Raw genomic sequence first — 15,272 nt, 5'->3', positions numbered from 1 at the left:
CAGCAAATACGTTGATCAGTTATAAATTAGATGGAGTCGTGCTCATGTCTATAACCGTATTAGTCGTGGAAGACGAACCGGCAATACAGGAACTCATTTCCTACAACTTAAAAAATTCCGGCCTGACGCCTGTTTGTGCAGCCAATGCCGAGCAGGCAGCCGACATGATCAATAATATATTGCCTGATCTTGTGCTGCTCGACTGGATGCTGCCGAATTCAAGCGGCATCGAATTTGCACGCCATTTACGGCGCAACACACGCACGCAAACCGTGCCAATCATTATGCTGACGGCGAAGGTCGAACTGGAAGACAAGATCACCGGACTGGAAGCAGGTGCGGATGATTACATCACCAAACCGTTCTCGCCACGCGAAATGATCGCACGCATCAAAGCGGTACTGCGCCGGCGCGTACCTGAAATATCGGATGAAATTATTGAAGCCGGTGGACTCAAAATCGACCCTACCCAGCATCGTGTATTTGCGTATCTTGACAATAACCCTGCCAATCCCACCGAAGTCAAACTCGGCCCCACTGAGTTCCGCCTGCTGCACTTCCTCATGGCACACAAGGAGCGCGTCTACACCCGCACCCAACTGCTCGACCGCATTTGGGGCGATCATGTCTTTATCGAAGATCGCACCATCGATGTCCATATCCGACGCCTGCGTAAAATCCTCGAAAAAATCGGCAAGGATGATCTTGTGCAAACCGTGCGCGGTACAGGATACCGGTTCTCAAGTGAATATACGCTCTACAACGACTAAAAAATGAAAAATCCTTTTAAAAAAATAGCATCTCGACTATTAAAAACCGGAGCTGACTTACTCATATTACATTAATTCCCGCGTCCATTTCGATAAATGTTGTTTTTCTTTCCGCGTACTGGATAGATCATGACAAGGATTAGTTGGCGATTAAAATACTGAAGATCGTTAAAGTAGAGTTCGCTTGAAATTCTTTTCCCCTTTGTGGTTATTATCTTAAAGATATGTCCAATGCGCGAGAGAAATCGCAAGTATGGATTTACACGTTCGCTGACTTTATCATAGAGATCAATTTTTCCCAGTTCGGGTAGCACATTAAGAATATGGAGCTGTGCAGGTCGATTATGCGCATATTCGAGCAATTTCATGCCTTCTTCATTAATATCCAGTATTTCCCCATTATTTGATAGCACGAGAATTGCAGCTTTGCTTTTTTTATCGGAAATCTGAAGTTGAAAATCAGGTTCCAGTAATTCTTTGTTCAATTGTATATTCATTGCTTTGATTCCTTTTCTGCTGCTAACCAATCATCCAGTTCATACCCTGGTGCAAATCCGCGTGCTTGCGCTTTATAATAAGCTGCGACCTGGATACGGAATTGCAAGTCTGATTCGCTGTTGTCAAGTTGAGCCATTTTAGCCTTGCCTCTTGTGGTTACTGGTTTGCCGCCATTGCTTTTGGCCTGAGTGCCGGATACTTTCATTTTTGATACTCCTTTTAATTTAAAACCAGTCCATAAAGCTAAATATTTTGTTGATTTGATTAGTCACTTGCTTAACAGGAAAATCAACCGCGCAATAACGCGCAACCCGTTCCTCCCAAACCGCCTTTGCAAAGACTGAATGTCTTTTCCAGAATAACCTTGTAAAGCTGGTTTTTCCGGCTGTGGATAAATTGACCACCGACACTAAAAGGACTCAGCGGGCCATGTCCTTCTATGCCAAGCATTGCGATAGTGTTGACATCAGAAATTTCAGTATTTATCAGATCAAGGCTTGACATGTGGATTGTTTTGTAAGCTAATTCAGGCAATTTGTCGTTCACATCTCCTGTGCCATTCGGCTCGCGAGAATTACCGGCTACCGATATGGATGACGCGCTCTTTCTCAGCGATCTACGCAGAAGTCACCCTGATTTCACTCCCCATTCTTCATCCGCAGAGCTATTCCACCTATTTGCGAAAATCATGCTACCGAAAGAAGCTCGGTATGAATATGTCCAACCAATCTGAAATTAGAATCACCATGCTCTGTTTCGAATCTAAACACCCCACCTGTGCCTTGTTTGTAATGCGTCAATCCGGTGATTAACTTTTTGTTTCTAATTTATCGACTTCGAATGACGAATTAATGAAAGTAGGGTTAAATTTAGATGAAATATAGGTTAAAACGTAAACAGCGTTCTATCTGCAGGCAATGCGCATTAAGATAAAGGAATAGCGTTTGCCTCTGGATAGATGGGCAATTTGCAGTTAACGCGCTTTGTTGTCAGCATCCTGACGATTATCTTCAACGTGTCGTATATCATCCCCGCTCACAATATAGATCACATATTCTGCCAAGTTACGCGCATGCGCATCGATGCGTTCCAATGATTTTAGAATCAGGATAATATTGATAACATATTTCATTTTCAGGGCATCTTCGAACACATAAGTTGTCAACCTGCGTAAACTTGCATTAAATGCTTCATTAATCCCGGTATGCCTTAACAGTTTCCTTGCTCTTGCCGAATCTAATGTTTTTAATATCTCTATCGCCTCTTGAAGTACTGTACAGGCAAATTTGCCGATGATATCGATTTCGCGCAACATGCCAGTATCCTGACTGCTGTATTCTTTGCTATAAATCTTTGTTGAAATATGGGTTATTCGGGCAGCCTCATCGCCAAGGCGTTCCAGATCGGTAACCATCTTGGAAAATCCCATAATGGCGCGCAAATCCCGTGCAACTGTTCCTCGTTTTGCCAGTACTTCCATGATTGAACTGTCAATTTTTTTTTCTAATAAATTGACTCGAACTTCCTTTTCTATAATGTCATAAATGGTTTTCTGCTTTTGTGGTTGGAAAGATTCAATTGCATTCTGAATTTGTGAGAAAACGAGTGCCACCATTTCCAGAATTTCTGCATGCAGGTGATCTAATTCACCATCGAAACGCCGAAAAGTGTGACCTTCGAGCCGATCTGGCATTTTATGATTCTCCTTAATGTCGTTAAGCGTCTAGCCAATACGGCCGGTAATATAATCGCTCGTTAATTGGTGTATTGGGTGAGTAAACATCTGCTCTGTTTTCCCCGCCTCAATCAAATCACCAAGGTGGAAGTAGGCCGTACGGTGCGATACACGGGCTGCCTGTTGCATGGAATGCGTTACGATGACGATTGAATAGTCGCAACACAGCTCATTCATTAAATTCTCAATGACTGCTGTGGCAATGGGATCGAGTGCAGAGCAGGGCTCGTCCATTAGGATGACTTCGGGATTGATGGCTATCGCGCGCGCAATACACAATCGTTGTTGCTGTCCGCCTGAAAGACTGGTTCCAGGTTGATTGAGGCAATCCTTTATTTCACGCCAAAGACCTGCTCTTTGCAAACTTGTAACCACAATTTCTTCAAGGCCGGTCTTGTCCTTCGCCAAACCGTGAATACGCGGCCCAAAAGCAACATTTTCGTAAATTGACTTCGGAAATGGATTCGGTTTTTGAAACACCATGCCTACCCGTGCACGCAACGGCACTACATCAATGGACTTATCATTGATATTCTGACCATCCAGTTCAATTTTTCCTGTTACCGTACAATTGTCTATGGTGTCATTCATTCGATTCAAACAGCGCAGGAAAGTCGATTTGCCGCAACCTGATGGACCAATCATGGCGATAATTTCATTGTGGGCGACATCTAGTGATATATTTTTGATGGCATGCTTGTTCCCATAATAAACATTGACATCAACACACCGGATACGTGGATTATTCACAGTAGCAATTCCTACCGTCCGCCGGTCTTCACAAGGCGCGGTGCTATTCGTCTGCTCAGGTGTATTGACCGGTTCTTTTCCTTCTGTTTGCGCGTTGTCACCGTTCCATTGTTTTTCTAAAACAATTGACATGATTTTATTTCTCCTGATCTTTTCAATTACCATCTGCGCTCAAACTTTTTACGAAGCATTACAGCCACGGCATTCATGACCAGTAAAAAACCCAGTAAAACCATTATCGCTGCAGAAGTGCGTTCTACAAAAGCCCGCTCGGGGCTATCCGCCCATAAAAAGATTTGTACGGGCAATACCGTAGCGGGGTCAAATACGCTGGATGGGATATCCACAATAAATGCGACCATGCCGATCATCAGCAAGGGCGCTGTTTCTCCGAGCGCCTGAGCCATCCCAATAATCGTCCCGGTCAGCATTCCAGGAAACGCAAGCGGTAACACATGAAAAAAAACTGTCTGTATTTTCGAAGCACCCACACCAAGCGCTGCTTCACGGATTGATGGCGGAACAGATTTGAGGGCTGCACGGCTGGCAATAATGATTGTCGGTAGTGTCATTAAAGTCAGCACCAATCCGCCAACCAGAGGGGCCGAACGTGGAAAGCCTATAAAATTAATAAACACCGCCAGGCCCAGAAGACCGTACACAATAGAGGGTACTGCAGCAAGATTATTGATGTTGACTTCGATCAAATCGGTCCATTTATTCTTCGAGGCAAATTCTTCCAGATAAACTGCTGTAGCAACGCCGATAGGAAACGACAAAAGCAATGTAACCATCAGGGTGAGAATCGAGCCCATCAATGCGCCCCAGATTCCGGCCAATTCAGGTTCACGTGAGTCGCCATTGGCGAAGAATGCGGTATTGAATTTAAGTGACAATTTTTCGTCAGCAACCAGTTGATCAATCCATGCAATCTGGTTATCGCGCAAGCGGCGCGCTGTTTCAGGCACATCACGTTTCATATGCCCTTTGATCAGCATGTCAACATCGTCGCTTGCCGGCACCCAAATTTGCCTGGTTTGACCGAGCAGCGTTGGATCGTGCAATATCAATTCCCTCAATTGATACGCCGCACCTGTACTGACGAGGTCATACAGCAACCGCTTTTGCTGACGGCTATCGGCATCAGGAAACATCACTCTCAGGCTCTTTTTAACCAATCCGCCATAGTCTGCTGAAGAAAGTTTTTCAGTATCATTTTGATCATCAGAAGAAAAAAACTGTTCATCAAAACTAACTTCAATTTGGATAAATGTCTGTTGAAAAGCCGTATAGCCTTTTGAGATGATATTGAAGAAGAGCACAACCACGAACAATAGCCCGATGATCAGAGACAATAACCCCACGCGTCTGAAAAATTTTTCAGACGCGTGGCGTTTTGCAAGCCTTGCATTGATATAATCTATGGTTTTAAGTCCTGATGGCTTCGATTTATTCATACTGTTCTCGATATCTCTTGACCACATATAAAGCGACCATATTCAACATCAATGTCACCACAAAAAGCACCAGCCCCAATGCAAAAGCGGCCAGCGTTTTCGGGCTGTCAAATTCCTGATCGCCAACCAGCAAAGTCACAATTTGTACAGTGACTGTCGTGACAGAATCCAGTGGATTGGCGGTTAAATTGGCCGCCAGGCCTGCCGCCATGACAACAATCATGGTCTCTCCAATGGCGCGTGATACAGCCAGTAAAATTCCCCCGACGATGCCCGGCAGTGCTGCCGGAATAATGACTTTCTTAATAGTCTCGGACTGTGTCGCGCCCAAGGCATAAGCACCGTCACGCAATGACTGGGGAACAGCGTTGATGACATCATCGGAAAGCGATGACACAAACGGAATGATCATGATGCCCATGACCACGCCGGCAGCCAGTGCGCTTTCTGAGGAAACATCGAGCCCCAGCGATGAACCCCAACCCCGAATCAACGGCGCAACGGTTAGTGCAGCAAAAAATCCGTAAACCACCGTTGGAATTCCAGCCAGAACTTCAAGCAACGGCTTGCTCAGCGAACGTATGCGTGGTGCGGCATATTCGGACAAATAAATGGCGGTCATCAGGCCAGTAGGCACGGCAACCATCATGGCGATAGCAGAAACTAACAGCGTACCTGTAAATAACGGTACCGCGCCAAATGCGCCGGATGATCCGACCTGATCCGATCGTAGGGCAGTCTGCGGACTCCATTGCAGGCCAAATAAAAATTCTGCGACGGGCACAGCCTGGAAAAAACGTATCGCCTCAAACAGGACCGACAATACAATACCTAACGTGGTAAATATCGCAATGGACGAACAGATGATCAAAAAAACCAGAATGGCATTTTCGACCTTATTGCGTGCACGGTGTTGCTCATGTATTTGAGTCCATGCGTAAGCCGTTCCTGCAATCGCTATCGCAATAGCGATTACAAACAGGGCAGCACTGCTGATCTGCTGCATCTGGCGATAATGGTCAGCTGCGGCTACAATTTCCGGCGCAATATTTTCCGCCGCAATATTCTCGTTTACCAGATTGCGTATTTCATTCAAAACAAGACTGAGTTGCTGCTTTGAAAACGCAGCTGTTTGCTCTGGAAGGGTTGATAAAACAAGTTGGGTAATAATCGTTGATTCGGCAATATGCCAGAAAACCAGAATACATACGGCCGGTATGCCGCACCACAGCGCCGTATAACAACCATAGTAACCCGGCAGTGAATTCAGTCTGTGAGTATTGCCATGAGAAACAATCAGTGCACGGCGACGGCCCAGGTAAAAACTGACCGTCATAAAGAGCAAAAGAATCAGTACTAGAAACAATATTGGCATAGAATTGAATGACTATGGATGGTGCGGCAACGATATGTCACCCGGTTTTTTCCACTCATTGGTGGTCACTAAATATGTTCGCCCGAAGCTGCCGGACATTTTCAGTATAGTGAGCACGTTCTGGCGATGGCATCGGGATCAGTCCTTTATCCGAAAGATAACCTTCCTCGCCCCAGGCTCTCTCACTAATGAATTCGTTCAGAAATTCCTGGATGCCTGGAATTATTCCGACATGTGCTTTCTTGACGTAAATGAACAAGGGACGGGAAACCGGATAACTGCCGTCTGCAATTGCTTCAAACGTTGGCAGTTCCTGATCGACAATAGAACCTTGAACTTTGTCTGAGTTCTGCTCCAGAAAACTGTAACCGAATATGCCCAATGCTTTGGGATTTGTCTCTAATTTCTGCACAATCAAATTATCGTTTTCGCCCGCCTCGATATAGGCGCCGTCTTCGCGAATGGTGTGACAAACCGATTGATAGTGCTTTTTATCTGTTTTTTCCAGGGCTGCAATCCAATTAAACCGGTTACAACCTTCCTCCATGACAAGTTCAACAAACGCATCCCGCGTACCCGATGTCGGGGGAGGGCCCAGCACTTCAATGCCGACATCCGGTAAATCTGCATTGACATCTTTCCAGGTTTTGTATGGATTCGGAATCAGCTTTTCACTGCCTTGAGGATCGGGTATGTTTTTAGCCAACGCCAGATACAAATCTCTGCGTGAAAATTCCAACTGCGCGGTTTTTTTGGTATTGGCAATAACGATGCCGTCATAACCGATTTTTACTTCAATAATTTCCGTTACGCCATGTGCCGCACACATTTCGATTTCTGACTGTTTTATTGCCCGAGAAGAATCGGTGATATCGGGATGTTTTACTCCGATTCCGTCGCAAAACAGCTTAAAACCACCGCCGGAACCCGTGGATTCGATTTTCGGCGTTTTAAAACGTGTTGTTTTGCCGAATGTTTCGGCAACCACAGTAGCGAAAGGATACACGGTCGACGATCCAACGATGCTGATATAGTCCCGCGCAGCTTGAGCAAATACCTGGCCTGAAACTATCAACAATGCAACAACCAACAGAATTGTTTTTGTGGCCATTTTTCTCTCCGGAAAATAAACGTTAATTGTGTTAAAAATTCTGCTGGGACGCGTGCAAATCAAATCATTCCAACATACCGATAAGGGTTATTTTGACTTTTGGATATTACAGAAATATGACACTCGCCCTGACTGATTGGTCACATCATCAACCGCATAAAATCGGTAAATCCTATGTAAAAATGCCAACTCGGGGTTGAGGTCAAAATGATGCTGAAAATATGGGAAGGCGTTTATCATTTAACGATATACGCTTAACCGCACATTATGTTGGGTTCGCAAACATCTGTATTCAAATTGTCACAAAACCATCACATCATTTTCATCTTTTATCGATAGAATTTTCTGATGGACATTGAATGTAAAACAACCGATCACAAACTGCATCAACTCTACGATGAATTGCACCAGCTGATGCAGCATGTTCAAATGCGCGGCTTGGTCCGCATTGAACAATGCATCGATATTGATAAAAAAAACCAGTTAATCAAGAGCATTGTCAATTTGGCGCAATATCTTGCGATGCGGGAAATTGATTTACGTCCGCTTCAGGAAAAACTGGCGGAAACTGGCTTGTCTTCTCTTGGCCGTGCGGAACCGCATGTCTATGCAAACCTGAAGAATGTAATCAATATACTGGGCCGGGCTCTTGGTAAAACCGTTATTCTTGACGCCAGGGCGCCATGCCCGGATTTTAAGGAAGGGTTTGAAATTCTGGACAGGCATGCAAATAATATTCTGGGTTCGAGACAAACAGGCAGAGCAACCCGCATCATGGTCACCTTGCCCAACGAAGCGGCTGCAGACTATGAGCTGGTTTATAACCTGATTAAGGAAGGCATGGATATTGCCCGAATTAATTGCGCGCACGATGATTTATCAACATGGCGTTCAATGATTGATAATATTCGCCGGGCTGCCGCAGCACTGGATACTGAATGCCGCATTCTCATGGATTTGGCAGGACACAAGATTCGGACAGGTATGATTCTGAACGACCCGCAAACGCTCTATGTTAAAGTCAAAAAAAATAACAATGATAGCTATCCCAATACTGTCAGTTTCAAAATCATTTCAGATGATGATGGAAAATCAGCATCTGTCCTGAAACCGGAAAATGATTTTTTATTCCCGGTACCCAAAGCGGTTTATTCCAATTTGCAAAATGGCGACCGGTTAAGCATTGAGGATGCACGCGGCAAGCAGCGCCACATTAACATACTGATCCTGCCGGAAGATCATCAAATCATGGGGCTTTGTCACAAATCAATTCATCTCGTAACCGGTCTGCAAGTCATATGGCAGCGGCTTGTCAATACAGTCTATTCGGACCAGCATACATTCAGATTTGTCAATCTTAATTCGATACCCGGAAAAATTCGTCTTCATGCCGGAGATGATTTATATTTGCACAAGACACAAGCGCCGGGTTTTGTCATAAAAGATCCATCAAACGGTAAACTGACCGTTGCAGCCCATACCACCTGTTCAGTACCCGGCATAATCGATGCGCTTGATTTGGGTGCGCGCGTGTGGATCGATGATGGCAAAATTAGTGCTTATGTCAGTGATAAAGCGCCGGACTATGTCTTGCTGCGCATTTCTAAAACAGGTCCCAATGGCGCCAAATTAAAGGCTGACATGGGACTCAATTTCCCTGACACAATGCTGGACCTGTCAACTTTAACGTCTAAAGATCAATCCGATCTTGACTTTATTTGTGAGCATGCCGATATGGTCGGATTTTCATTCGTCGAAACGGCTGATGATATGCGTAAATTAATTGCCGAGCTGACGCAAAGAAATGCCTCCAAAATGCCCATCATCGCAAAAATTGAAACCGCCCGCGCTGTAAGAAATCTACCGGAGATTCTTTTAGCCAGTCTGCTCAACCATCCAGTCGGTGTAATGATCGCCCGGGGTGATCTGGCAGTTGAACTCGGTAATGTGCGATTGGCCGAAATTCAGGAGGAAATACTCTGGTTGTGTGAAGCGGCGCATGTCCCGGTTGTGTGGGCGACGCAGGTGCTGGAATCCATTGCCAAACTCGGCATGCGATCAAGACCGGAATTTACCGATGCGGCCATGAGTGTGCGCGCAGAGTGTGTCATGTTGAATAAAGGCCCTTACATCCTTGATGCAGTCCGTTCACTGAGTGCGGTACTGAAATGCATGCAGGATCATCAACATAAAAAAATCTCACGTTTACGTGCGTTACATTGGTAAACCTGAATCCGTTTTTTGCGCGCCGTCTTGTAATTTCTAAACATGGTAATAGAAACCACCTTAGAATAGGATTACCTGCGTTTGTCGAAGGTAAAAATAGCAGGAAAAATACTGAACTGGATTTGACCTGACAGTTGCCACGTCTAACAGGTAACTGTCAGGTCCGGTCTAAACGGCTACAGATTAATAGTCGTCGTCATCATCGTCGTCCTCGTCGTCATCGAATTCGTAATCATTGTCGTTATAATCGAAGTCGTGACTATGATGTGACTGTTTGAACACACCTTTGACGCGTATCAATTGCGTCTCTCCATTGGAGTCGTTGACGCCATCATTATCATTTGCAAAGTACATATCTCCTCTCCTGTTAATTGCAAGGCTTTCAATTTTTTCTAACACCATTCCACCCGTTGCTTTCAGATCAGGCAATAAATCACGCGCCAGCGTTTTGCTCACCGTATCAAGGGCTTCACCCTCAGCTTTAAAGACAACGTCACGTGCTGAAAATACGTAAACCCGTTTAATACGCGCATCGGTATTGCCCTGATTATCGCGCTCGACAACGGCAAAGTGGCCATTACCCAGTGCGGTGATTTCTGACAATCCAACCCAGCCGCCATTGGGTGACTGACGCACCTCCAGCGGATAATACGCAAATGTCCATTCGCCGTTCGTAGTGTCATACCGTCCGATTCTGACCTTGCCGCCGTCATCAATATTGTTCGGTTCAGGATCGCCAACCCAGGCGCGCTGAAAAGCAACATAGAGTACTTCATTGCCATTTTCCATAACAGAAGCGACACCTTCAAAACCAAACCGGCGTTGCTTGGCATTAACCGCATCCGGCAATGTAACCGTCTCGATTACCGTTCCGTCTGCTGCAACATGGACTAATAAATTAAGACTGGTTACCGGTCTGCTCGGATCATCTACAGAACCGGCGCCTTCTGAAGCAACCCAGAAAGTACCGTCATTACTGGCGCTGACTGCGACGCCTTCAGCGTCCAGATTGACCGCTTGTCCGCCATCTTTAAGGACAATTTCATCAACGATGACGGCAGGCACTTTTTGGATGTTCATGACGTAAATGCGGCTTTGCTGATAGAAGCTGTCATGAACGCTATACATTGTTTTGTCATCTTTGGGATCAATGGCGAAACTTGATAATGCGCCCCATGGAATCGGTGTGCCATCAACTCTGTCTGCCGAGATTACGGTCGGATAATTCGCGCTTTTTTCTTTCAGTTGATAGATAGTGATTACACTGCGGAATTTATCATCTCGCGAATCATTCTCGCTCGCGGCAACAAACAGATTTCTATCCGGGATGGCTTTAATACCTTCAGGCCCAACACCTGCTGGAAGCGTTTGCACGAACTCAAGCCTATTATTTTCCCCTTTTACTTTATATACAAAAACAACATTTGAACGTTCAGATGCCACAAACAAAAATCGCTTATCGCCAAAGACTGCAAATTCCACATTCTCGGGTTCGTTACCTTTATTTTTAGAGCGATCATCCGGATAATGGCCCAAGCGAACAACTTCATGTTCCAGGGTGTTCCCGGAGGAAAAAACCACATTGCCATCGGTATCGAATACGGTAAAACCGCGGCTGCCGCCAAACAGATCGCCTTCATCTGCTGTTGCAAAAAGTTCATTGGAAATCCAGGACACACCATCTGGCTCGCGTGGAATAGCAAGCAAACTGTCAGTCAAACTGATCAGCGCAGGATCTTCTTCTTTGGTATCAATCTGGGGCAGGTCAACCGTGCCGGCAGTGAAATGATTCACAATGCTGCCCGTTGCCAGATCAATCAAAACGATATGATTATTTTCCTGCATCGTAACAACAGCGATATTGTCTGTGTTGATATCGACATACTCCGGTTCGGCATCGTCCGGAAATAAACCGGCAATTGCGTCCAGATTGATATTACGGATAGCCCAACCCGAAGGCATACCGATCAAATCGATAATTTGCAACAACCCGGATGGCGCTTGAGGCGGTTCACCATTACCCAGATCTTCATCGCGCTCATTTTCTATGACCACAGCGGCATAGCGTTCATCAGGACTGACTGCAACCGAATCCGGTTGGCCCGCCAATGGGTGTGTTGCGACAATGGCCTGTGTTTTGATATCGACAACATGCAGATGTCCGCTCGGTGCAACAAAACTGGGGGATGTATTTACCGCAACAAGTGCATAATCACCAACAACGGCAACGGACGTTGGTTCACCACCCACGTCAATTGCGCCCAGTGCTTTCGGTTGCGCGGGCTTTTTGATATCGACAAAACCCAGTTTGCCTGTTTCGCTGTCGGTATAAACAAGCGTCTTGCCGTCTTTGCTGGCATCGACAATTTCTGCAACCGTTTCAAGATTAATATCGGTATTTAGATAAACGGGGAATGTTCCGATACGATTAAAATAGCGATTATCTGCTTGAGTTGTAAAAGGTTGTAAAACATATGTCAGCAAAACAATCGCAGTCAGCGCGTTGACGATGTTTAATGACAAGTGTTTATTCTTCTTCATTGTATACTCCTGAAATCCAGTTGGTTGAATCATCCGCACGATAGTAAAGCGTGTTTATGTCAACTTCATGAACGCCAGATGAAATTTGTTTTACATTCTTTTTATAAAAAAACTGGCGGATCAGGAGGAGATCCGGTTCAGCACGGATTTGCGCATCCGTGTTGAACCAGACATGGGGATGGATAAACAGAGAAATTGGAGAGAGTTTTTTTATTCCATTTATCCGGGGGAAACAGTTATTAAATTTTTAAAAGCCAGACGGCTATCCGGGAATAGATTGCTCTACTGTAGAAAATCTATTTTGGCCGTATTTCCGGATTATTTTCGTTAAATAGTCAACCCTGAAAAAAGATATTCTGAAAGATCTTAAGCACAATAATTTCAACCAGGGATTCTTTATCTTGCCTGCACACTTTTTTCAGAAATTTCCGGCGGTAATGCTTATTTTTGCCTTATGTTTTGCTGCAAAAAACAGCCAAAAAATGGCCAACAACCATTGTTTCAGATTCCAGGCGCAAGCAGCCATCAGCAGGTTGATCTGATCACCGATGGCGCCTTTCAAATAGTTTCTTGCCATTCGATAGTCCGATTTCAAGTGGCCGATAATGGGCTCAATCGCTGCACGCCTTCTGCATTGTTTACGCTTTTTGTCTCTCTGGTAGCGACTGTCTCGTTTGAGTGCTTTTCCCGGCAGAATGATTTTTGTTCCATTGACTTCACTTTTGCCGCGATAACCGCGATCACACACTGCTTGCTTGACTGTTTTGCCACGCGATGTTTCAACATGCCTGAGTATTTCCGGCAGCGTATGGCTGTCATGCAGGTTTTGTTCATGGCTAACAACACCGACGATAATATTGCTTCGCGCCGTACAGGCGATTGATGCCTTGCTGCCATATTCGTATTGTTTATGGTCTTTTCCTTTGGCAACACAGTAGACCTGCGGTTCATGCAGGGAATAGATTTTGTTTGTGTCTTTGGGTTGCTGTTTCAAAATACGCTCATACAGCAGAAAACCCTGTTGGTAGCATTCAAACAGACAGTGCTGCGGCAGTTTCCTTCTGAGCTCCCGTATCAAAATGCCCGCAATGGTTCTCAACCGTTTCAGCGCACGCTTGGCCTTGGCTCTTTTCTTAACATGGCGAAAATGACGAATATCCAGGCGCAGTGATTTGACTTCTAGAGCCACATCTGCCAGGACGAACTGGTTGCTGGGGCGGAATTGCCAAAAACAATCGCCAATTTATCAACGCAGTATTCTAGATATTGCGCACTGGTGCACTTTGGAGAGATCTGCCGCCAGATTACGGTGGCTGGAAAAACACGCACCGAAGATTCTGCAGGTGGCGAGATAAAGGGGTTTGGGAAAAGCTACTGGAGGTGCTAGTTAATGAGCCGGATTATGAATGGTTAATGATTGATGCCAGCCATATTAAAGTACACTCACATGCATCTGGCGCAAAGGGTGGGAATCAGCTGATGGGTCGTACAAAAGGGAGGGGCTCAATACAAAATTACATTTGCCGTGGATGCGCATGGTATGCCGGTCCGAATGCTTATTACAGACGATACCACAGCGGATTGTACTCAGGCTATTGAGTTAAAAGACGACATTGATGCCGAGTATCTACTGGCAGACCGAGCATATGACACCAATGAAATAATTGGGTACTGTGAAGCTAAACAAATAGAACCCGTTATTTCATCGAAGCGAAATCGTACTCAGCCTCGTGAACATGATAGAAGCTTATATCAACACAGACATTTAGTTGAAAAATTGAACGTCCATTACCTCTATAGCAACCACAGAAAACCAAGTTGTAGCTGCTTAATCATTTATATATAAATCAGATTTTTAAATCATATTACTAATAATGTCATTAGATTGATTTTATAAACTCTTGACAGTATTACATCAGATGGAGTTTACTATCTAGGTTCATAAAACCGTTACGTAAATCGGGTCTGCATGATAGGTTGTTTTTATGATTTTTTATCTTTATGGAAGAATACAAAGTAATAGTCCGGCAATTTAGAATTTGTACCAGCATAAATGAAGTTTTGATATGTAATAGGTATATAGTCGTTATTTGTCGACTAAATATGTACTAAGCTTACAAGTTATCCTTAAAAAAGGAGTTTAATAAGAAGTTGCTTGATTTCGAGAGCATAATTTTCAACTAATTAATAAGGATTGGGTCATATGGAATCTCAAAAAATATTAGTGACTACAGATTTTTCAACTGTTTCATTTGCTGCATTAACTTACGCTTCCAAAATGCAAGGAAATCAGATTACCATTCTGAGTGTTGTCCAGACTGGAGACGTGCCACCTGATTTATTAAAACAAATGCCCAACCCAAATGCTGTTCAGGAATATCGTGATGACGTCTTGAAACGAACGAAAGAGGAACTCGATGCTATTGCGAATCAAAATTTTTCCGGTAAGCAGGTGAATACTGATGTGGTGATTAGCAATGAAGATGTTGCATCAGAAATATGCAAATATGCTGATGACCATGCGATCGATATGATTGTGATGACCGGGCAGGGCCGTGGCGCACTGGGGAATTTATTTATTGGCAGCACCGTGCAGAAAGTGTTAAGAATGACCAAGCAGCCGGTGTTGGTCATTCCTAAAGAGGAATCATGAGCGATAGAAACGCGGTACGCTTTTCAAACTAGAATCTGATCGGCGTGTGTAAAACGCTCGGCGTCAGTCTTTTTTATGAATTCCGAATCGATTATTAAGGCTTGGGATACACTTATTAAGGTGTTAAAAAGTGGATTTTGAAACTTAAAGGATACT

13 protein-coding genes and 1 pseudogene are annotated in these 15,272 nt (G+C 44.6%); 4 read left to right on the top strand and 10 right to left on the bottom strand.

The features are described 5' to 3' along the window. Positions 1-44: 44 nt before the first annotated feature. Positions 45-770 carry a phosphate regulon transcriptional regulator PhoB gene (phoB, locus tag MRK00_04005; protein ID MDR4516537.1) on the top strand — a complete coding sequence of 242 codons (726 nt, stop codon included), beginning with the start codon at positions 45-47 and terminating at the stop codon, positions 768-770. Positions 771-841: 71 nt separating this feature from the next. Here phoB and MRK00_04000 read toward each other — a convergent pair whose 3' ends face one another. From MRK00_04000 to MRK00_03965, 8 genes are all read right to left on the bottom strand, one after another. Then, positions 842-1,267: a hypothetical protein gene (locus MRK00_04000; protein MDR4516536.1), complete on the bottom strand. Its 426-nt coding sequence runs from the start codon at positions 1,265-1,267 to the stop codon at positions 842-844. Continuing rightward, complete coding sequence (locus MRK00_03995) at positions 1,264-1,473, bottom strand: DUF2934 domain-containing protein (GenBank protein MDR4516535.1); 210 nt, start codon at positions 1,471-1,473, stop codon at positions 1,264-1,266. The genes MRK00_04000 and MRK00_03995 overlap by 4 nt, the downstream gene beginning before the upstream one ends. An 83-nt stretch (positions 1,474-1,556) precedes the next feature. Then, complete coding sequence (locus MRK00_03990; protein MDR4516534.1) at positions 1,557-1,814, bottom strand: hypothetical protein; 258 nt, start codon at positions 1,812-1,814, stop codon at positions 1,557-1,559. A gap of 427 nt (positions 1,815-2,241) precedes the next feature. Further along, entirely contained in the window at positions 2,242-2,961 is a 720-nt protein-coding gene (gene phoU, locus MRK00_03985; GenBank protein ID MDR4516533.1) for a phosphate signaling complex protein PhoU, read from the bottom strand. A 30-nt stretch (positions 2,962-2,991) separates the two neighbouring features. Further along, the gene (pstB, locus tag MRK00_03980) at positions 2,992-3,885 is read right to left on the bottom strand and encodes a phosphate ABC transporter ATP-binding protein PstB (protein MDR4516532.1); all 894 of its coding nucleotides are present in this window, start codon (positions 3,883-3,885) and stop codon (positions 2,992-2,994) included. A 26-nt stretch (positions 3,886-3,911) separates the two neighbouring features. After that, positions 3,912-5,210: a phosphate ABC transporter permease PstA gene (gene pstA / locus MRK00_03975; GenBank protein MDR4516531.1), complete on the bottom strand. Its 1,299-nt coding sequence runs from the start codon at positions 5,208-5,210 to the stop codon at positions 3,912-3,914. Further along, entirely contained in the window at positions 5,203-6,546 is a 1,344-nt protein-coding gene (gene pstC, locus MRK00_03970) for a phosphate ABC transporter permease subunit PstC (GenBank protein ID MDR4516530.1), read from the bottom strand. The genes pstA and pstC overlap by 8 nt, the downstream gene beginning before the upstream one ends. Positions 6,547-6,640: 94 nt before the next feature. Next, positions 6,641-7,696 (bottom strand): PstS family phosphate ABC transporter substrate-binding protein, encoded by a 1,056-nt coding sequence (locus MRK00_03965; GenBank protein ID MDR4516529.1) that lies wholly within the window; start codon positions 7,694-7,696, stop codon positions 6,641-6,643. 348 nt (positions 7,697-8,044) lie between these two features. Between MRK00_03965 and MRK00_03960 the strand changes: the two genes are divergently transcribed. Continuing rightward, entirely contained in the window at positions 8,045-9,922 is a 1,878-nt protein-coding gene (locus MRK00_03960) for a pyruvate kinase (protein ID MDR4516528.1), read from the top strand. 183 nt (positions 9,923-10,105) lie between these two features. Here MRK00_03960 and MRK00_03955 read toward each other — a convergent pair whose 3' ends face one another. After that, on the bottom strand, positions 10,106-12,463 hold the full coding sequence (locus tag MRK00_03955; GenBank protein ID MDR4516527.1) for an esterase-like activity of phytase family protein: 2,358 nt from the start codon (positions 12,461-12,463) through the stop codon (positions 10,106-10,108). A 418-nt stretch (positions 12,464-12,881) separates the two neighbouring features. Beyond that, positions 12,882-13,652 carry a transposase gene (locus tag MRK00_03950; GenBank protein MDR4516526.1) on the bottom strand — a complete coding sequence of 257 codons (771 nt, stop codon included), beginning with the start codon at positions 13,650-13,652 and terminating at the stop codon, positions 12,882-12,884. On the opposite strand from MRK00_03950, the pseudogene MRK00_03945 reads away from it, so the two are divergent. Both MRK00_03945 and MRK00_03940 read left to right on the top strand, forming a co-directional pair. Next, positions 13,643-14,237: pseudogene (locus MRK00_03945) on the top strand (IS5 family transposase). The gene MRK00_03950 and the pseudogene MRK00_03945 overlap by 10 nt on opposite strands. A 429-nt stretch (positions 14,238-14,666) precedes the next feature. After that, positions 14,667-15,116: a universal stress protein gene (locus tag MRK00_03940; protein MDR4516525.1), complete on the top strand. Its 450-nt coding sequence runs from the start codon at positions 14,667-14,669 to the stop codon at positions 15,114-15,116. Positions 15,117-15,272 lie beyond the last annotated feature (156 nt).

Origin of the sequence: Nitrosomonas sp. (assembly GCA_031316255.1) — a bacterium.
Classification (GTDB): Bacteria; Pseudomonadota; Gammaproteobacteria; order Burkholderiales; family Nitrosomonadaceae; genus Nitrosomonas.
The sequence above is the reverse complement of the archived record's forward strand: the minus strand, read 5'-3'. Positions and strand labels throughout refer to the sequence as shown.

Coding starts and splice junctions, on each gene's coding strand:
- pstC (MDR4516530.1), bottom strand. CDS start 6,546: ATGACGGTCAGTTTTTACCTGGGCCGTCGCCGTGCACTGATTGTTTCT.
- MRK00_03965 (MDR4516529.1), bottom strand. CDS start 7,696: ATGGCCACAAAAACAATTCTGTTGGTTGTTGCATTGTTGATAGTTTCA.
- MRK00_04000 (MDR4516536.1), bottom strand. CDS start 1,267: ATGAATATACAATTGAACAAAGAATTACTGGAACCTGATTTTCAACTT.
- pstB (MDR4516532.1), bottom strand. CDS start 3,885: ATGTCAATTGTTTTAGAAAAACAATGGAACGGTGACAACGCGCAAACA.
- pstA (MDR4516531.1), bottom strand. CDS start 5,210: ATGAATAAATCGAAGCCATCAGGACTTAAAACCATAGATTATATCAAT.
- MRK00_03960 (MDR4516528.1), top strand. CDS start 8,045: ATGGACATTGAATGTAAAACAACCGATCACAAACTGCATCAACTCTAC.
- MRK00_03940 (MDR4516525.1), top strand. CDS start 14,667: ATGGAATCTCAAAAAATATTAGTGACTACAGATTTTTCAACTGTTTCA.
- phoB (MDR4516537.1), top strand. CDS start 45: ATGTCTATAACCGTATTAGTCGTGGAAGACGAACCGGCAATACAGGAA.
- MRK00_03955 (MDR4516527.1), bottom strand. CDS start 12,463: ATGAAGAAGAATAAACACTTGTCATTAAACATCGTCAACGCGCTGACT.
- phoU (MDR4516533.1), bottom strand. CDS start 2,961: ATGCCAGATCGGCTCGAAGGTCACACTTTTCGGCGTTTCGATGGTGAA.
- MRK00_03995 (MDR4516535.1), bottom strand. CDS start 1,473: ATGAAAGTATCCGGCACTCAGGCCAAAAGCAATGGCGGCAAACCAGTA.